Source organism: Luteimonas sp. A611 (assembly GCF_054072715.1).
Window position 1 is genome coordinate 628967 of sequence record NZ_JBSVRP010000002.1, and the last position, 16437, is coordinate 645403.

A 16437-nucleotide genomic window follows, 5' to 3' on the forward strand; every position below is an offset into this window, starting at 1 on the left:
CAATCGCGTTCTCTGGACCGCCTCCGGGAGTTCTCCGATGACGCGAAGCGAGACGCCGGCTACCAGTTGGACCGCGTGCAGCACGGATTGCAGCCGGACGACTTCAAACCCATGCCCACGATCGGCAAGGGCGTCGAGGAAATCCGGGTGCGGGACGACACGGGCGCCTACCGCGTCCTGTACACCGCCCGGTTGGCCGATGCCGTCTATGTGCTTCATGCCTTCCAGAAGAAGACGCAAGCCACGTCGAAGCGGGATGTCGAACTCGCGAAGCAGCGCTTCGCCCTGTTGAGCAGGAAGTGACCATGAACAAGTCCAAGGCCGAACGATATGCCAGCGTCTGGGATGCGCTTGCCGACACCGCCGAGGAAGCCGCCAACCTCAAGGTCCGTGCGGAACTGATGCGAAAGATCGCCTCGCTCATCCAGGAAAGCGGCTGGACGCAGGCCGCGGCGGCCGAGCATTGCGGCATCACCCAGCCACGCATCAACGACCTGCTCCGCGGCCGCATCTCGCGCTTCTCGCTGGATGCGCTGGTGAACATCGCGGCATCGCTGGGCCAACAAGTCCGCATCGCACTGGAAGCCGCCTAGCGCTGATTCGGCGACTTCAAAGGGCCACTACTCATCAAGAGCCGGACCTGACGTTGAAACTGAACCTGACCCCGATATCCGGTCGACCGCCTACAACACCTGGTACGCGATGGTCGACCGCGACGACGACGTCAAGGTGGGCTCGAAGTCGACCGCGGTCCTGTGGGGATGGCGGTGTTCGCGGGCATCGCCGCAGACTTCGCGCTGAGCGGCACGTGAGATCGACCCTAACGGGGCGGAGGCAGCCGATCTGGCTTAATCGCCAACGTTCCCTCCGGCCAGGTTGCTGATGGCTCCTATCCCGCTGACTCCACCAGATCCCGCGCAGCGCCCTACGGCGCTGTCGGCAATGCGCTACCCGATCTTCCGCAAGGTCTGGCTGGCGAGCGCCTCCTCCAATTTCGGCGGCATGATCCAGTCGGTCGGCGCGTCCTGGCTGATGATCTCGATTGCGCAGTCGGAGCGCATGGTGGCGCTGGTGCAGGGGTCGATCGCGCTGCCGGTCATGCTGTTTTCGCTGGTGGCCGGCGCGATGGCGGACAATTTCGACCGGCGCAAGATCATGCTCGGCGCGCAGCTGTTCATGCTGCTCGTGTCGGTCGCGCTGTCGGTGTGCGCCTGGTCCGGGTTGATCACGCCGTGGTTGCTGCTGCTGTTCACGTTCCTGATCGGCTGCGGTGCGGCGTTCAACGCGCCGGCGTGGCAGGCATCCGTCGGCGACATGGTGCCGCGCGCGGAGTTGCCGGGCGCGGTGGCCTTCAACAGCATGGGCTTCAACATCGCCCGCAGCGTCGGGCCCGCGATTGGCGGCGCCATTGTCGCGGCCGCCGGCGCCGCTGCGGCGTTCGCGGTGAATGCCGTCAGCTACATCGCGTTGATCGTCGTGCTGGCGCGTTGGCGCCCGCCGCGGGATCCGCGGGTGCTGCCGCCGGAAACGCTCGGGGTCGCGATCGCCGCAGGCATCCGCTATGTCGCGATGTCACCCGCCATTCGCAGCGTCCTGGTCCGCAGCGCCGTTTTCGGTGTCGGCGCGAGTGCGGTCATGGCGCTCATGCCCCTGGTGGCCAAGGATCTGATCGCCGGCGGGCCGCTGAGCTATGGCCTGCTGCTCGGCGCATTCGGCGTGGGTGCGATAGGCGGCGCGATGGGCAGTGCGTACTTGCGCGACGTGCTGTCGACCGAGGGTCTCGTGTGTTGCGCCTGCATCGCCTTTGCCGTTGCCGCGGCGCTCGCTGCCGTGAGCGCACAGCTGTTGCTGACGATGGCAGCGCTCATGCTCGGCGGCGCCGCGTGGGTGCTGGCGTTGTCGACATTCAACGTCACGGTGCAGCTGTCCACCCCGCGCTGGGTGGTGGCGCGCGCGCTGTCGCTGTACCAGATGGCCGCGTTCGGCGGCATAGCGACAGGCAGCTGGCTGTGGGGATTCGTTGCGGAGCGCGGCGACGTGCGGACGGCGCTGCTCTCAGCAGCGGGGGTCATGATCGTCTGCGCGGCGCTTGGCCGCTGGCTGCCATTGGCGAAACTGACGGAGCTCAATCTCGATCCGCTGCGCCGCTGGCAGGAGCCGGCCACCGCCGTCCCGGTCCAGTCGCGGACGGGTCCGGTGGTGGTCACCGTCGAGTACGTCATCCGCGAAGAGGACGTCCTCGAGTTCCTTGAAGCGATGGCGGAGCGGCGGCGCATCCGTCGCCGCGACGGGGCACGCAACTGGAGGGTGCTGCGCGATCTCGCCGATCCGCAGGTCTGGATCGAGCGCTACGAGACGCCGACGTGGCTGGATTACATCCGCCACAACAGCCGCCTGACCCACGACGACGCGACCATTCCGGAACATCTGCGCGCGCTGCACCAGGGGCCCGGCGCGCCGCAGGTCCGGCGGATGATCGAACGTCAGACCAGCGCCCTTCACACGGTTGCCGTCGCCGGGCCGTCGGCGCTGAGCGAACCGCTGATCGATCCCAACCGGTCGGCCTAGCCACGACCGCTGGCGCGCGACATTCAGGGCACCCGCGCCGCGACCCATGCATCGACCCAGGCCACGCCGGCGCGCCGCAGCGCCGTTGCCGCGGCATGCAGGGTGGCGCCGGTGGTCATGACGTCATCGACCAGAGCCACGTGCCGCGGCACCGCGGCAACGACAGGGCGCGCGCCAGCGGCCGCGCGAGCTCCAGCGCCTGGTCGTAGCCGCGTTCGCGCAGGCGCGCGCGGTGCAGCGGGATCGGCAACAGCGCGTCGGGCCGCGGCAGCGGATCGAATGCGCTGGCGAAGAACGGGGGCACTCCAGGTTCACTTACATCCCCCCCCAAAGTGAACCTGACCCCGTTTTTGCTCGACAAAATCCCCGAAACAGCTACACTTCAATCATTGAAGTAACTAGGCGTCGGCGATATGAAAGTGAAGTCTTTCGCGGGAATGCGGTGCTCCATCGCGGGCGCGCTCGAGCTGATCGGGGATCGCTGGACACTGCTGCTGATCCGCGACCTGTCGCTCGGGCTCCGCCGCCATGACGAGCTGCGCGCGAGCACGGGCATCCCCACCGCCACGCTGGCTGCGCGCCTCAAGCATCTGACGCAGCACGGCATCGTCGAGCCGTCGCAGTACCAGGAGCGACCACCACGGGTCGAGTACCGGCTGACGGCCAAGGGCCACGACCTGTGGAAGGTCAGCATCGCCCTGCGCGAATGGGGCGACCGCTGGGATGCGAGCGGGTTTGGCGCGCCGACCGTGGAGACGATCGATCGCGAGACCGGGCGGCCGTTGCGCCTGGCGCTGGTGGATCCCGAGACCGGCACGGCCGTGCCCACGAACCGCATCCAGCTTCGCCCCGGTCCCGGTGCCGACGATCGCGTTCGCCACCTTCTCGACAACCTCGCCACAGGAGCAGCCCAATGACCCGGTCGATCGAACTCTTCTACGATTTCCGCAGCCCATACAGCTACCTCGCCTTCACGCAGCTACGCGAGATGGGCGTCGACCTCGTGCTCAGGCCGATGATGGTGCTGAAGCTGATGGAGGCGGTCGGCAACGTGCCGACCACGCTCACCTGCGCCGCCAAGGGGCGCTACGCCCGCACCGATCTGGCGCGCTGGGCGCAGCGCTACGGTTTTGCGCTGAACCCATCCGACATGCGCACGAACGATGGCGATGCGTGTTCGCGTGCGGTACTGGCGGCAGGCTCGCCCGCGGATGCAATGGAGATAACGCTGGCGCTGTACCGCGCCTGCTGGAGCGAGGGCAAGACGCTCGCCACGAAGGACGACATTCTCGCCGTCATCGCCGCGGCCGGGATCGATATCGACGTCGACGCGATCGCCAAGCGGATCGACGCGCCCGAAACGATCGCGCAGCTGGACGCCAACACCCGCGAAGCCATCGAGCGCGACGTGTTCGGCTCGCCGACCATGTTCGTTGGCGACGCGATGTTCTTCGGCAACGACCGTCTCGACTTCGTGCGCGAACACCTCGCGCGCCTGGAGGTAGCAGCATGAGCAGCCAGACCAGCAAGCCACTCGCCCTCGTGACCGGAGTCGGCCCCGGCACCGGCGCTGCCCTGGTGCGGCGCTTTGCCGAGGGCGGCTACCGCGTGGCGATGTTGGCGCGCGACGCCGATCGCCTCGCCGCGCTGGAAGCGGAGATACCCGACACGGTCTCGGTGCCGTGCGACGTGACTGATGTGGCCGCGCTCGAGCAGGCCATCGCCCGCGTCGGCATGCCGAAGGTGGTCGTCCACAACGCCGTCGGCGGTGCGTTCGGTACGTTCATGGAGATCGAGGCGGAGACGCTGCAGAAGAACTTCGACATCAACACGATGGCGCTGTTCAACCTCGCGCGGCTGACGGCTCCGGCGATGGTGGAGGCCGGCGAGGGCGCGCTGATCGTCACCGGCAACACCTCCGCCCAGCGCGGCAGGGCGGGCTTTGCCGGGTTCGCGCCGACCAAGGCGGCACAGCGGATCCTGGCCGAATCGCTGGCCCGCGACCTGGGGCCGAAGGGCGTGCACGTCGCCTATCTCATCATCGATGCCGTGATCGACGTACCGTGGCAGCGCAAGCGGCTGCCCGATGCGGCGGACGACTTCTTCATCTCGCCCGCCTCGATCGCGGGCGAGGTCTTTCACCTGGCGCATCAGCCGCGCGATGCCTGGTCGTTCCTCGCCGAGGTCCGGCCCTTCCACGAGCCGTGGTGAGCGCCGTGAGCAACTTGGGTGGAGGCGTGCGCGATGGCCTGCAACAACTTCGCGACTTGATGTTGGCCGGCTCCAGACAGCCGCCGATGGGCGAAACGCTCGGCTTCACCCTGGTCGAGGTCGATCGCGGTCATGCTGTGTTCGAAGGCACGCCCGATCGGACTGTCTACAACCCGCTCGGCTCGGTGCACGGCGGCTACGCGGCGACCCTGCTCGACAGCGCCTGCGGCATTGCCGTGCACAGCCAGCTCGACGCCGGGCGCGGACACACCACGCTCGAACTGAAGGTGTCGTACCTGCGTGCGCTGAGCGACAACAGCGGGACGGTGCGCGCAAGCGGCCGCGTTGTCTCGATGGGGCGGCGCGTCGCGTTCGCCGAGGCGACGCTGCGTGACGGCGACGGCCGCTTGTGTGCGACGGCCACCTCGACGCTGCTGGTATTCGACCTCGCACAACCCAAATGAGGCAGAGATGGACAAGACGATGAGTGGATTGGAACTGCGATCGCTGGCGACGTCCGATGGACAGCTTCGCCTGAGCCTGGAGACGGTCGTGCTGGACGAGCCCGGCCCGGATGAGCTGGTGGTGCGGGTCGAGGCCACACCCATCAATCCATCCGACCTTGGGCTCCTGCTCGGCCCTGCCGATGTATCGACCGCGCGGGCCGAAGGGTCGCCGGAGCGGCCGGTGCTGGTCGCCGACATTCCGCAGCAGCGCCTGGCAGCCATTCGCAGCCGGCTGGATCAATCGCTGCCGGTCGGCAACGAAGGCGCGGGCACCGTCCTCAGGGCGGGCCGCGATGTGCAGCACTTCCTTGGCAAAAAGGTCGGGATGCTGGGCGGCGGGATGTACACACAACTGCGCAAGCTGCGGGCGCAGGACTGCATCCTGCTGCCCGATGACGTGGACGTGGCGGACGGCGCGTCGATGTTCGTCAATCCGCTGACGTCGCTAGGCTTCACCGAGACGATGAAGGCCGAAGGGCACAGCGCCATCGTGCAGACCGCCGCCGCTTCGAACCTGGGCCAGATGCTCAACAGGATCTGCCTTGCGGACGGGATCGGGCTGGTCAATATCGTGCGCAGCGACGCGCAGGCGACGATTCTCCGCGAGATCGGCGCACATCACATCGTCGACAGCACGTCGCCCGACTTCCAGGCCGAGCTGACGGAAGCGATTGCCGAAACCGGCGCCACCATCGGCTTCGACGCCATCGGTGGCGGCACGCTGGCCGGCCAGATCCTGCAGGCGATGGAAACGGTCGCCAGCCGCAGCGTCACCACCTACAGCCGCTACGGCTCGGACGCGCTCAAGCAGGTCTGTATCTACGGCGCCCTGGACACGGGGCCGACCGTGATCGATCGGACGTTCGGCTTTACCTGGAACGTCGGCGGATGGCTGCTTTTCCCGTTCATGCAGAAGGCGGGCCAGGAGGTCGCGGCGCGGATGCGTCAACGTGTCGTGGATGAGCTGACAACGACTTTCGCCAGCCACTACACGAAGACCATCAGCCTCACAGATGCGCTCCAGCCAGAAATTCTGGCTGCGTACGAGCGCAAGTCGACCGGCGAGAAGTATCTGATCAACCCGTCCTTGCAAGGGTAAGGGGGTCACGTGGCGATACTTACGATCGCGATTGCAATACACGAGCATGTGCAGGCGCTGGACGTCGCCGGGCCGGTCGACGTGTTTGCCGAGGCAAACGGTCATGTTCCGGCCGGGGATCATTACAGGACGGTCCTGGTGGCAGCGGATCGCAAGCCGCTGCGGACATCCGGCGGCATGCTGGTGGTGGCCGACATGACGTTCGAGGAGGCGCGAGGCGACTTCGACATCATCCTGGTGGCAGGCGGGCCGGAGCTGCCGGACACGGCGCCCGATGCCGAACTGCTGGAGTGGGTGGGGGAAGCGCCGCGCAGGTCGACGACCTACGGTTCGATCTGCACGGGCGCGTTCGTGCTCGGCCATGCCGGCCTGCTCGATGGCCGGAGGGTCACGACCCACTGGCAGAGTGCCGCCCAGCTGGCACGCATGTTCCCCGAAGCGAAAGTCGAAGCCGATTCGATTTATGTCCGCGACGGCCGACTCATCACCTCTGCCGGCGTCACTGCGGGGATCGACCTTGCCTTGGCGCTGGTCGGTCAGCGTCATGGGCCGGAGGTGGCCGTGGCCGTCGCCAAGCGGCTGGTCGTGGTGGCGCAGCGCCAGGGCGGCCAATCCCAGTTCAGTCCCTATCTCACGCCTCCCGTCGATCCCACGTCGCCGGTGGCGCTCGTCCAGCAACACGTCGCGGCGCATCCCGCCCAGCGGCACGCGCTCAAGTCGCTTGCCGGCGTGGCCGACATGAGTCCGCGCAACCTGATCCGCCATTTCGTCCAGGAAACCGGAATCACTCCGCACGAGTTCGTCCTGCGGGCACGGATCGACGCGGCCCGCAAGGTCCTGGAAAGCAGCGACCTGCCATTGAAGACCGTGGCATACGACTGCGGTTTCGGAACCGCGGACCGCATGCGGATCGTCTTCAGGGAACGCCTCGGCGTGACTCCCGCGCAATACCGCGCCCGGTTCCGGCACCAGGAAACATCCCCGGTGTCATGAAATCGCGCTGTATTGTCACGATCCGGCGCAAGCGTTCGATTGTGGTCAGGCGAGCAACGGCCGACACTTGAGGGCAGTACTTTCCTGGAGTGGATTTCCATGACCGAGACCATCGCAGGCATCCGAGTGCCCGACAGCGCGTTGGCGCGCGCCGCCACGCAGCTTGTGCGCGACACCGAAGACGACCTGCTCTACAACCACAGCCGGCGCGTGTTCTTCTGGGGGGCGCTTTCCGGCAACCGGCGCGGCCTCGAATACGATCCCGAACTGCTTTACCTGGGTGCCATGTTCCACGACATGGGCCTGACGGAACGGTACTCGAGCGCCGACTTGCGCTTCGAGGTCGACGGCGCCAACGCGGCGCGCGACTTCATGAACGGCTATAACGTGCCCGAGCGCGACGTCGAGGATGTCTGGACGGCCATCGCACTGCATACGACGCCCGGCATCCCCGCGCACATGCGGCCGACCGTGGCCCTGGTGACCGCTGGCGTCGAGATGGACGTGCTCGGCATCGCCTACGACGAGTTCAGCCAGGAGCAGCGCCACGAAGTCTGTGCCTGTCATCCCCGCGAGGCGAACTTCAAGGAAGGCATCATCGACCACTTCGCCGATGGCATCAGGAAGAAGCCGGACACCGCATTCGGCAACGTGAAGGCGGACGTGCTGGCGTTGAAGGTGCCGGGATACCGGCGGACCGACTTCTGTTCCATCATTCTCGGCTCCGCCTGGCCGAATTGATCAGCCGATTTGAGCAGCGATCCCGCGCCACGAGGGAACACGTGAGGCCAATCGTATTCCTGGGTCTGAGCCTCAGCGGACCGGAAGCGCGCGCTGTCCTGGATGCCGAGTACCGCGCACCCATCGTCCGCGGCGACCTGGACGCCATCGCTGCACCGGCGCAGGTCGTGATCGTCGATGGCCTGCTTGACCCTGACCTGCGGCTGGATCCCGAGGAAGCCGCCCGGGCACTCGCTCGCGGCCTGGTACTCCACGGGGCCGCGAGCATGGGCGCGGTGTTGGCGGCGCGGCTGGAACCCCTGGGCATGAAAGGTGCAGGGCAGGTGTTCCAGATACTGCGGACGCTGGGTGGCGACCGGGAGGATCTGGTCCAGGCACTGTTTGCGCGCGACGGGTTGGAGTTCAGGCCGCTCACGGTGCCGCTGATCAACGTGGTGGCCGGCCTTTGGTCGAGTGGATTGGGAGCCGGAGAACTCGCTGCGCTCGTCCACGTGCTCAGCGCCATTGCGCTGGATGCACGGACCTGGGAGAACATTGAGGCCGCCGTTGCCGGCGCGGGTTTCCACCTGCCACCTGAGATCCGCCTGATGGACGCCAAGCGTGAGGACGCGCTCTGCCTGCTTCGGCAACTCAGGTAGCAGAGGAAAGCCTGCGACTCAGGCGTGCACCAGGCGCGCCACGGACTCTGCAACCGGCGCCTCGCCTTCGGTCAGCTCGATGATGATGCGGCTCACCGCTGGCTGTTCGATAATCTGCAGCAGCGTCGCGGCCACGTCGTCGCGCGGCACGTCGCCGTAGGGAATGGCCAGCCCCGTGCGCACCTTGCCGGTGCCGGGCGCGTCCAGCAGCGTGCCGGGGCGCAGGATGACCCAGTCCAGGTCGGACTCGGCCAGATGCACGTCGGCGAGTTTCTTCACCGCCATGTAGTGCTCGAACGTCTCCGACACCGCCTTGCCGCGGGAGGCCTCGGGGAAGGCCGAGACCAGCAGGAAGCGCTGGATGCCGGCCTGCCGCGCCGCCGCGACCGCCAGCTCCAGCCCGCGGCCGTCGATGGCGTCGATCATCTCCGCTCCGCCCTTGCCGCCGGCGCCGGCCGAGAACACGACCACGTCGCTGCCGGCCATGCGCTGCGCCAGTCCGTCGGCGTCGAGTTCCAGCAGGTTGCCCTCGACCGGGACGGCGCCCAGGGCCTCGAGTTCGCCGGCCTGCTCCGCCTTGCGGTACAGCGAGCGCGGCTCATGGCCGCGTGCCGCTAGCTGCCGGGCGAGGCGGCGGGCGACCTTGCCCGAGCCGCCGATGATGAAGACCTTGCGCATGATGGATTCCTCTCAAGCCAGATAGGCGTCCGTGGTGGTGATCGCGGCATAGCCGAACGCCAGCGCGGCCATTGCGGCGGCATGCACGTGCGCCGCGGGTACCGCCGTTCCGCCGAACTCGAGATCCATCGTGGCGCAGGCATCGTGCACCACGGTGACGGGGTAACCGAAGTCGGCGGCGGCGCGGGAGGTCGCTTCCACGCACATGTGGCTCATCGCACCGATCACCACCAGTTCCTCGACGCCCTGTTCGTCCAGCATCGGCTTCAGGCCGGTGTCGCGGAACGAGTTGGGGTAATTCTTGACGACGACAGGCTCACCTTCGACGGGCGCCACGGCGGGGATGATCTGCACCCCATCGCTTCCCGGCACGAAGATCGGCGCGTCGGGCGTGGCGAATTCATGCCGGACATGGATGATCAGTTCGCCCCTGGCGCGAGCCGCGGCGATGAGGCGGGCGGCGTTGGCGAGGGCGGGTTCGATGCCGACCAGCGGCACCTTGCCGGTGGGCAGGTATTCGTTTTGAAGATCGACGACGACGATTGCGCGCTTGCTCATGGGATTTCCTCTTTCTTAGAAGGTGTAGGACTCGCCGTCCGCGGGAACCAGCACGCGCTCGGGATCCATGCCCGTTGCCTCGATGTGGTCGTGCAGGTCCTGGCGCGTCTGCATGGCGTGATTGACGGCTTCCATATGGCTGCCGATCACCTTGGCCTGGGGTGCCGCCTGGTAGGCCCGGTAAAGATCGTCCTTGCCCATGATGATGGAGCCGTCCCGCCCCAGCATTCGCGCATAGCCGGTATTGAGGACAATCACATCCGGCTGGTACTGCTGGATCGAATCTTCGACCTGGGCGTTCCAGACGGTGTCTCCGGCCAGGTACACCGTCTCGTGGCCCGGGCGCTGGAAAACGACGCCCATCACTTGGCCGAGACTTGGGAAAGCGGCCATGGTCTGGTCATCGCCATGCTGTCCACCGGTGATGCTCAGCTGCGTCCCGTTGAAGACGGTGTCGCGGGTCAACACGCGCACGTCGGTGAAGCCATCCTGGCGGATGCTTTCGGCATCGGCTTCGTTCTGGACAAACAGTGGAAGATTCCTGGGCAGGCTGCGCTTGGCCTCGTCATCCCAGTGATCGGCGTGGGTATGGGTGACGATGATGGCATCGGCGTCCATCACCTCGGACATCGGCATCGGCAACTCGACCAGCGGGTAGCGCAACTCGCTGTTGTAGGTGCCCTCGAAGCCGGGGTAGGCGTCCTTCGCCGCGAGCATCGGGTCGATCAGGAACGTGGTGCCGGCGTAGTCCAGCTTGATCGTCGCGTTCCGGATCTGCTGGAAGCCGACCGCGCCGGCGTCTTCGGTCTTGGCGTCCGGGGTGGCTGCGGTGCTGGTGGCACCGCAGGCGGCGAGCGCGAGGGCCAGAGTCGCGACGGCAGCGCCCCGCAGCAAGGTTCGATGGGTCATGGGAGTTTCCTGATCGTGTGGAATGACGACCATTGTCTGAAGACTGTGCGTTCAGCACCATTGGCCCAAATGACATTAATAGATACAATCGGGCCATTCTTTCGCGCCCTGCGGAGGCGTCCATGAAGCCCGTTCGCGTCGCCGTGCTGGCGTTCGATGGCATCAACCTGTTCCACCTGTCCGTTCCCGGCCAGGTGTTTGGCATCCAGCCCGCGCCACCGGGCCTGCCGCCCTATGAGGTGCGCTATTGCGCGCCCACACCCGGCCCCGTGCGCACGATGCAGGGGCTGCAGATCGACGTGCCGGACGGGCTGGACGCGATGCGGCGGGCCGACATCGTCATCGTGCCGGCGTGGGATCACCCGGAAACGCCTGCGCCCGCCGAACTCACGCAGGCCTTGCGGGCGGCGCATGCACGCGGCGCACAGGTGGTCGGGCTATGCCTGGGCGCGTTCGTGCTGGGCGACGCGGGCCTGCTCGACGGCCGCCGCGCCACCACGCACTGGGCCGTCCGCGACGTGTTCGCCCGTCGCTTTCCCACCGCCGATTTCCGGCCGGACGTGCTGTACATCGACGACGACGGCATCGTGACGTCCGCCGGAACCGTCGCCGCGATCGACTGCTGCCTCAACCTCGTACGCGTGCGTCACGGCGCCGACGTGGCCAACCGCATCGCGCGGCTGCTGGTGACGCCGCCGCACCGCCAGGGCGGGCAGGCGCAGTACATCGAGCAGCCAGTGCCCGAGCTGCCCAGCGAAAACCGCCTGCCGGGCGTGCTGGACTGGGCGCGCGAGCGTCTGGCCGAACCGCTGTCGGTGGACGCGCTGGCCGACGCTGCCCACATGAGCCGCCGCACCTTCACCCGCCGCTTCCGCGAGGCGACCGGCACCACGGTCGTGAAATGGCTGGCGTCGGAGCGGCTGGCGCGCGCGCAGCAGCTGCTTGAAACCACCGACCTGCCGATCGAGCAGATCGCCACCGAGGCCGGCTTCGGCACGGCGCTATCGCTGCGCCAGCACTTCGCTGCGCAGCTGGGGACACCGCCTTCCGCCTATCGACGGAACTTCTTCGGCGACGGCAGTCGGCGTCTGGAGTCCCGGGTTGCCGGACGCATATAGTTCGCTGCATCACGTCCGCTATCGGCGGTGGATTCAGCTGATCAACGCTAGCGAGCGGGTCAGCGGCGACTGTAAAGCTGGTGCGCCGTCATCAGCGTACGCAAGTGCCGACAAAGTCACGGCCTAAGCGGCGCTGCCCTAAGCGCCGACTTCCCCTTCCGGATCGGGCGTTGGCGCGCCTATCTGCACGCGGCGCCCGTGAAGCGCCGCATATTCAGGGGAAGAGGAGGCCAGGAATTCGCTGACTTCGACCCGGCCCTCTTGGTCGATCGACAGCCAGTTGATATCCAACGCAATGTGCAGATCGCGGCGCAGCAGCACACCGTGGTGCGGGTCATTGTCGGTTCGCCAATTCGTCCAAGCGAAATGCGCGGCGTCGCACAGCTCCATGGGGGCGCCAGTTAACGCGCATCGGCGCCCGGTCTTGTTGGCCACGCGTTCCCGGAACCGGGCCTGTTCGGGCCGTGTCTCGCGGAGCGACCACGACGGCTCACGCGGGGGCATGGGCTTGCCATCGACGCTGACCGCCTTCCGGCCTGGCAGCGATCCACGCTGCAGCAGGATTGCGCCTGGCTCCGCTGTCACGTACCAGGGCTCGGGATCCAAGCCGCGACGCTCCGTGATCCCGGTCTTCCACTTCGTCCGGTCGGCCTTCTTTGTTTGCAAGACTACCTGCACCGACTGACCATCGCGCGACAGCAGCATGTCCCACAGCTTCTGGGCGTGGGCCCTGCGCACCCTGGTCAGCTCATGACGGTTCTCCGGCTGCGCCATGCTCCACTTGGGCACGCCTTGGGGGTCTTGCACTTCATCGAGCCAGACGGTTGCGAAGACCAGGCGACCATCCGTCCAGCCCCATTGGCTGCCAAACGCTCGATCTCGCCTGACGTGCAGCGGATCCATGCCAGCCGTCAGCAGCAGGTCCGAAATGCCATTGCCCCTCGTGGGTATCGTTGTCAGGTCCATGGGTCAACTTCAACTCAAGCCAGTGAGCACGAAGCTATCCGCGCAGCGATCGGTGGTTGACCCGCGGACAGCCCAGACCAGGTAGGTCTCTTCATGTTTGAACACCCGCAGGGTGAGCGCGAAGTCTTTGACGCCTGCGGCGTAGAAAGCGTTGATGAAGGTCAGTTTCACTCTTCTGATGCTCCACCAGCTGCACATAGATCGGCGAAAAATACGGGTCATCCCCATAACCTGGGAGCATCTGCCAGCCATACCACTTGCCCCGGTCGATGGTCAGATCGTGGCCCACAGGCGTGCCCGCAGGTAGTTGAAGATGGAGCGCACCGCGTTTACTGCCAGCATTCCTTCCGCCTCATCCAGCAGATCTTCGTTGGGGTGGGCAGGCGTTGCGTTGTTGCGAAGCGTGTTGAGGGTGTCGACGCACGACGCAAGCGACACGAGGAGCTTCGCTACAGCCGCTCCGTGAGGACCGCTTGCTTGAAGCTGGGGGTGCCCGTTGCGCAGCGCCTTGAACAAAGCCGGCAGGTTGGCATCGTCAGCGACAAGGAGCGAAGCCCGTGCCGCCTCGTCCCATAGATAGCCATGCAAGGCCGTGTGCATGCGATCCACACACGAGGTGGCCCCGTTGGTGTGCAACAGGCGCTCCGCGTCCTTCAAAGCTAGCTCGACAGCTTGGCTGGCGCTGGGCGGAGGGGCCGGGGCGGCGACATGGGTCTGTCCCAAACCAAATTCCTGTGCGGCGGCGGGCGCATTACCCAGCAGCCAGGCTTCCAGCTTGGGGCGCCGCGCCAAGTTGTATAGCTCGCTCCTGTCCTCCCGATCCATGTGACGGATGAACTGGACGATGCAGGCGCCGTAGTCGTCGTCTCCGAACCGAAGCGACTTCTGCAAGCGGCCTTCGGGATCGCCTAAGGCATTCAGTCCCAAGGCAAGTCCCAGCTTGGACCAGTCGCCGGAGTCGAACTTGCTTTCCAAGGCATCACTGAGTGCCAGCAGGGCCTTGGGAGAGAGCTGAGGGGCAGGGGCGTGTGTGTGCATATGCCCTAAGGTAAGCCCAGAGTAGCCAGCGAGCTATCCCCAGCAAGTAGCCCGGTCGATAATCGGGCTGACAGGTGATGAGACCCATTGAGATCAAGGTCGGAACCAGACCCCCGAGTATGCTCAGAAACGGCGCCATGTCGTGCGCAGAGCGCACGCGCCCTTAGTACTGGCCCATGAAGTCGCGCTTGCCGATTTCGATGCCGGCGTGGCGGAGGAGTGCGTAGGTGGTGGTGACGTGGAAGAAGAACTGGGGGAGGCCGTAGTTGAGCAGGTAGGCCTGGCCGGTGAGCTTCTTTTCCTTCGGGGTGCCGGGGCGCAGAACGATGTCGCGGGATTCAGCGCCTTCGAAGCTGGCGGCATCCAGGCTGACGATGAAAGCCTGCGTACGGGCGATGCGCGACTGCAGGTCTTCGAAGCTGGTTTCGTTGTCTTCCCAGGACGGGACCTCGGCCTGCGCCAGGCGCGCCGAGACCGACTTGGCGAAATCGCAGGCGATCTGCACCTGCCGCACCAGCGGGAACATGTCCGGGTAAACACGCGACTGCAGGTAGGCGTTGGGATCGATCTTGCGCTCGGTGGCGTGCGCCTCGGCCTTCTTCAGCACGTCGGCGAGGCCGCCGAGCAGCTGGTTGAACACGGGGACGGACGCCGCGCGCAGGGAAACGGTCATGGGTGAGCTCGAAGTCGTGGACGAACCGCGATGGTACGCCCACCCTCCCCGCCCGGTCTGCGCCGAGTGAACCTGACCCCGCTCCTGTTCTCCGCGTAGCATCCAAGCCTCGCCTTAGGGAGCCTCGCGATGCGGCCTGATACCTTGTTACCGGACGTCGAGTTGCCGGTCATACAAGCGCCGATGGCAGGCGCGCAGGACGAAGAGCTCGCCATTGCTGTATCCAAGGCGGGTGGTTTGGGCTCGATGCCCTGCGCCCTGCTCGAATCGGCCCGGCTGGAGGTCGCGCTCAGGCGCTTTGCTTCCCATGAGCGGCCGATCAACCTGAACTTCTTCTGCCACGAGATGGCCGAGCCCGACGAGACCAGCGAAGAGCGCTGGCGCCAGGCATTCAAGCCCTACTACCTGGAATTCGGGATCGAACCACCTGCGCCGAGCACGGCGGGTGCGCGTCGGCCGATCGACGCGGCGACGGTAGACCTGCTGGAGGCGTTCCGACCACGCGTGGTGAGCTTCCATTTCGGCCTGCCTGCACCAGCTCTACTGGAACGTATCAAGGCATGGGGTGCAATCGTTCTGGCTTCAGCCACGACAGTTGATGAGGGTCTCTGGCTGCAACGTCACGGCGCTGACATCGTCATTGCCCAAGGCGTCGAAGCGGGTGGCCACAGGGGGCACTTTCTGTCGGACGACCTGACTTTGCAGTCGACCACTGCCTGGCTCGTCTCAGCCCTGTCCAGGCTGCTCACGGTGCCGATCGTGGCGGCCGGCGGTATCGGAAGCCGAGGCGACGTCGAGGCGCTGCTCGCTGCAGGCGCTGCGGCTGTCCAGATCGGTACTGCCTATCTGCTCTGTCCGGAGGCGAAGACGACCCCGGTGCATCGCACAGCCCTCCGGCAGCCCGGTCGACCGGGTGCCATTACAAATCTCTTCAGTGGGCGGCCTGCTCGCGGGCTGACAAACCGGCTGATGCGTGATCTGGGGCCGATGTCGGACCTCCCACCCGAATTTCCCTGGGCCTCACAGGCACTCGCGCCGCTGAGGGCACAAGCCGAGGCGCGCGGACTCGACGACTTCACGCCACTGTGGAGCGGAACCTGTCCCAGCCCTTTTCCCGGTCTAAGTGCCGCAATGGTCACGCGACGACTCGCCGGGCTCGGCTAGATGCCCGCAGCCCGTACTGTCTGCTTCCGGCCAAGGGTAGCCGTTGTGTGCCTGCCAGGAACCCGACCGTCATCGCGCGGTTGAGATGTAGTGGAGGTCGGCGCGGCGCGGCTGAGCCAACGTCACCGCGGATGAAGATCGGTGCTGCAGACAGGCAGTTGGACGCAGACTCGCCTTGGACTCCGCGATAGATCGCCGGATCCGTCCTTGAGGGGTAATGGGGTCAGGTTCACTTTTCCGATGAGCCGGCGGGCCAAAGCCTGAAGGAGTTCCGGGGGAAGAGCCCGACTCGGACAAGCACCTGGCTGCTGCGCGAAACACTCCTGGGCACGGGCGCGTGGCTGCACGCCTACACCCGGCACGCATCGCCCCCGCGAAGCCACCTCAGCCGACAAGTGAACCTGGAGTGGCCCGGGTAATTCGGACACCTGATAACGGGGACAATGGTCCCGGAGGTGTTCGATGGTCAAGCGGCAACAGTTCACGGCCGAGTTCAAGCGTGAGGCCGTGCGGCAGATGCGGGCGGGTCACAAGCCGATCGCGCAGCTGTCGCGGGAATTGGGCATACCACGCAACC

21 protein-coding genes and 1 pseudogene are annotated in these 16437 nt (G+C 66.3%); 14 read left to right on the forward strand and 8 right to left on the reverse strand.

Features of this window, described 5'->3' with window-relative positions; genetic code table 11:
* The first annotated feature begins 12 nt into the window (after positions 1–12).
* The 3 genes from ACW5EG_RS13195 to ACW5EG_RS13205 all read left to right on the forward strand — a co-directional run bounded on the left by ACW5EG_RS13195 (position 13) and on the right by ACW5EG_RS13205 (position 2568).
* The gene (locus ACW5EG_RS13195) at positions 13–303 is read left to right on the forward strand and encodes a type II toxin-antitoxin system RelE/ParE family toxin (protein WP_457021826.1); all 291 of its coding nucleotides are present in this window, start codon (positions 13–15) and stop codon (positions 301–303) included.
* A gap of 2 nt (positions 304–305) precedes the next feature.
* Positions 306–593 (forward strand): helix-turn-helix domain-containing protein, encoded by a 288-nt coding sequence (locus ACW5EG_RS13200; RefSeq protein WP_457018521.1) that lies wholly within the window; start codon positions 306–308, stop codon positions 591–593.
* Between the two features lie 289 nt (positions 594–882).
* Positions 883–2568, forward strand: coding sequence for an MFS transporter (locus ACW5EG_RS13205; protein ID WP_457021758.1), 1686 nt, complete (start codon positions 883–885; stop codon positions 2566–2568).
* Between the two features lie 23 nt (positions 2569–2591).
* On the opposite strand, the pseudogene ACW5EG_RS13210 reads toward ACW5EG_RS13205, so the two are convergent.
* Positions 2592–2839, reverse strand: a pseudogene (locus ACW5EG_RS13210) (ComF family protein); the annotation flags it as partial.
* A 142-nt stretch (positions 2840–2981) separates the two neighbouring features.
* Here ACW5EG_RS13210 and ACW5EG_RS13215 point away from each other — a divergent pair.
* The 8 genes from ACW5EG_RS13215 to ACW5EG_RS13250 all read left to right on the forward strand — a co-directional run bounded on the left by ACW5EG_RS13215 (position 2982) and on the right by ACW5EG_RS13250 (position 8756).
* A complete protein-coding gene (locus ACW5EG_RS13215) occupies positions 2982–3485 on the forward strand; it encodes a winged helix-turn-helix transcriptional regulator (protein ID WP_457021760.1) in 504 nt (167 codons plus the stop codon).
* Complete coding sequence (locus tag ACW5EG_RS13220) at positions 3482–4081, forward strand: DsbA family protein (protein ID WP_457021762.1); 600 nt, start codon at positions 3482–3484, stop codon at positions 4079–4081. Before ACW5EG_RS13215 ends, ACW5EG_RS13220 begins: the two co-directional genes overlap by 4 nt.
* Complete coding sequence (locus tag ACW5EG_RS13225) at positions 4078–4779, forward strand: SDR family NAD(P)-dependent oxidoreductase (protein WP_457021764.1); 702 nt, start codon at positions 4078–4080, stop codon at positions 4777–4779. The genes ACW5EG_RS13220 and ACW5EG_RS13225 overlap by 4 nt, the downstream gene beginning before the upstream one ends.
* A 26-nt stretch (positions 4780–4805) precedes the next feature.
* Positions 4806–5243 (forward strand): PaaI family thioesterase, encoded by a 438-nt coding sequence (locus ACW5EG_RS13230; protein ID WP_457021766.1) that lies wholly within the window; start codon positions 4806–4808, stop codon positions 5241–5243.
* A gap of 7 nt (positions 5244–5250) precedes the next feature.
* Positions 5251–6384 (forward strand): zinc-binding dehydrogenase, encoded by a 1134-nt coding sequence (locus ACW5EG_RS13235; RefSeq protein ID WP_457021767.1) that lies wholly within the window; start codon positions 5251–5253, stop codon positions 6382–6384.
* A gap of 9 nt (positions 6385–6393) precedes the next feature.
* Positions 6394–7377, forward strand: a complete 984-nt coding sequence (locus tag ACW5EG_RS13240; RefSeq protein ID WP_457021769.1) for a GlxA family transcriptional regulator — start codon at positions 6394–6396, stop codon at positions 7375–7377.
* Between the two features lie 99 nt (positions 7378–7476).
* The gene (locus ACW5EG_RS13245; protein ID WP_457021771.1) at positions 7477–8118 is read left to right on the forward strand and encodes an HD domain-containing protein; all 642 of its coding nucleotides are present in this window, start codon (positions 7477–7479) and stop codon (positions 8116–8118) included.
* A gap of 41 nt (positions 8119–8159) precedes the next feature.
* The gene (locus ACW5EG_RS13250) at positions 8160–8756 is read left to right on the forward strand and encodes a TfuA-like protein (RefSeq protein ID WP_457021773.1); all 597 of its coding nucleotides are present in this window, start codon (positions 8160–8162) and stop codon (positions 8754–8756) included.
* 18 nt (positions 8757–8774) lie between these two features.
* Here the strand turns inward: ACW5EG_RS13250 and ACW5EG_RS13255 are convergent, their stop codons facing one another.
* The 3 genes from ACW5EG_RS13255 to ACW5EG_RS13265 are packed head-to-tail and all read right to left on the reverse strand — an operon-like array spanning position 8775 to position 10901.
* Complete coding sequence (locus tag ACW5EG_RS13255) at positions 8775–9434, reverse strand: NAD(P)-binding oxidoreductase (protein ID WP_457021775.1); 660 nt, start codon at positions 9432–9434, stop codon at positions 8775–8777.
* Positions 9435–9446: 12 nt separating this feature from the next.
* Complete coding sequence (locus ACW5EG_RS13260) at positions 9447–9992, reverse strand: cysteine hydrolase family protein (RefSeq protein WP_457021777.1); 546 nt, start codon at positions 9990–9992, stop codon at positions 9447–9449.
* A gap of 15 nt (positions 9993–10007) precedes the next feature.
* Positions 10008–10901, reverse strand: a complete 894-nt coding sequence (locus tag ACW5EG_RS13265) for an MBL fold metallo-hydrolase (RefSeq protein ID WP_457021778.1) — start codon at positions 10899–10901, stop codon at positions 10008–10010.
* Between the two features lie 122 nt (positions 10902–11023).
* On the opposite strand from ACW5EG_RS13265, the gene ACW5EG_RS13270 reads away from it, so the two are divergent.
* Positions 11024–12019 (forward strand): GlxA family transcriptional regulator, encoded by a 996-nt coding sequence (locus tag ACW5EG_RS13270; RefSeq protein ID WP_457021780.1) that lies wholly within the window; start codon positions 11024–11026, stop codon positions 12017–12019.
* Between the two features lie 138 nt (positions 12020–12157).
* On the opposite strand, the gene ACW5EG_RS13275 is transcribed toward ACW5EG_RS13270, so the two are convergent.
* The 4 genes from ACW5EG_RS13275 to ACW5EG_RS13290 all read right to left on the reverse strand — a co-directional run bounded on the left by ACW5EG_RS13275 (position 12158) and on the right by ACW5EG_RS13290 (position 14696).
* On the reverse strand, positions 12158–12985 hold the full coding sequence (locus ACW5EG_RS13275; protein WP_457021782.1) for an HNH endonuclease: 828 nt from the start codon (positions 12983–12985) through the stop codon (positions 12158–12160).
* Positions 12986–12994: 9 nt separating this feature from the next.
* Entirely contained in the window at positions 12995–13156 is a 162-nt protein-coding gene (locus ACW5EG_RS13280) for a hypothetical protein (RefSeq protein ID WP_457021784.1), read from the reverse strand.
* A 102-nt stretch (positions 13157–13258) separates the two neighbouring features.
* Positions 13259–14023 carry an abortive infection family protein gene (locus ACW5EG_RS13285; RefSeq protein WP_457021786.1) on the reverse strand — a complete coding sequence of 255 codons (765 nt, stop codon included), beginning with the start codon at positions 14021–14023 and terminating at the stop codon, positions 13259–13261.
* Between the two features lie 163 nt (positions 14024–14186).
* Positions 14187–14696, reverse strand: a complete 510-nt coding sequence (locus ACW5EG_RS13290) for a DUF1993 domain-containing protein (RefSeq protein ID WP_457021788.1) — start codon at positions 14694–14696, stop codon at positions 14187–14189.
* Positions 14697–14825: 129 nt separating this feature from the next.
* On the opposite strand from ACW5EG_RS13290, the gene ACW5EG_RS13295 reads away from it, so the two are divergent.
* Entirely contained in the window at positions 14826–15860 is a 1035-nt protein-coding gene (locus ACW5EG_RS13295) for an NAD(P)H-dependent flavin oxidoreductase (RefSeq protein ID WP_457021790.1), read from the forward strand.
* Positions 15861–16322: 462 nt separating this feature from the next.
* Positions 16323–16437, forward strand: a 115-nt coding sequence (locus ACW5EG_RS13300) for a transposase (RefSeq protein ID WP_457021828.1), incomplete at its 3' end; no start/stop codon positions are given.

What these genes read in the sequence shown, in the direction of transcription:
- ACW5EG_RS13235 (WP_457021767.1), top strand. Translation starts at nt 5,251, where the DNA reads ATGGACAAGACGATGAGTGGATTGGAACTGCGATCGCTGGCGACGTCC.
- ACW5EG_RS13255 (WP_457021775.1), bottom strand. Translation starts at nt 9,434, where the DNA reads ATGCGCAAGGTCTTCATCATCGGCGGCTCGGGCAAGGTCGCCCGCCGC.
- ACW5EG_RS13215 (WP_457021760.1), top strand. Translation starts at nt 2,982, where the DNA reads ATGAAAGTGAAGTCTTTCGCGGGAATGCGGTGCTCCATCGCGGGCGCG.
- ACW5EG_RS13225 (WP_457021764.1), top strand. Translation starts at nt 4,078, where the DNA reads ATGAGCAGCCAGACCAGCAAGCCACTCGCCCTCGTGACCGGAGTCGGC.
- ACW5EG_RS13200 (WP_457018521.1), top strand. Translation starts at nt 306, where the DNA reads ATGAACAAGTCCAAGGCCGAACGATATGCCAGCGTCTGGGATGCGCTT.
- ACW5EG_RS13285 (WP_457021786.1), bottom strand. Translation starts at nt 14,023, where the DNA reads ATGCACACACACGCCCCTGCCCCTCAGCTCTCTCCCAAGGCCCTGCTG.
- ACW5EG_RS13270 (WP_457021780.1), top strand. Translation starts at nt 11,024, where the DNA reads ATGAAGCCCGTTCGCGTCGCCGTGCTGGCGTTCGATGGCATCAACCTG.
- ACW5EG_RS13260 (WP_457021777.1), bottom strand. Translation starts at nt 9,992, where the DNA reads ATGAGCAAGCGCGCAATCGTCGTCGTCGATCTTCAAAACGAATACCTG.
- ACW5EG_RS13245 (WP_457021771.1), top strand. Translation starts at nt 7,477, where the DNA reads ATGACCGAGACCATCGCAGGCATCCGAGTGCCCGACAGCGCGTTGGCG.
- ACW5EG_RS13275 (WP_457021782.1), bottom strand. Translation starts at nt 12,985, where the DNA reads ATGGACCTGACAACGATACCCACGAGGGGCAATGGCATTTCGGACCTG.
- ACW5EG_RS13220 (WP_457021762.1), top strand. Translation starts at nt 3,482, where the DNA reads ATGACCCGGTCGATCGAACTCTTCTACGATTTCCGCAGCCCATACAGC.
- ACW5EG_RS13205 (WP_457021758.1), top strand. Translation starts at nt 883, where the DNA reads ATGGCTCCTATCCCGCTGACTCCACCAGATCCCGCGCAGCGCCCTACG.
- ACW5EG_RS13290 (WP_457021788.1), bottom strand. Translation starts at nt 14,696, where the DNA reads ATGACCGTTTCCCTGCGCGCGGCGTCCGTCCCCGTGTTCAACCAGCTG.
- ACW5EG_RS13265 (WP_457021778.1), bottom strand. Translation starts at nt 10,901, where the DNA reads ATGACCCATCGAACCTTGCTGCGGGGCGCTGCCGTCGCGACTCTGGCC.
- ACW5EG_RS13295 (WP_457021790.1), top strand. Translation starts at nt 14,826, where the DNA reads ATGCGGCCTGATACCTTGTTACCGGACGTCGAGTTGCCGGTCATACAA.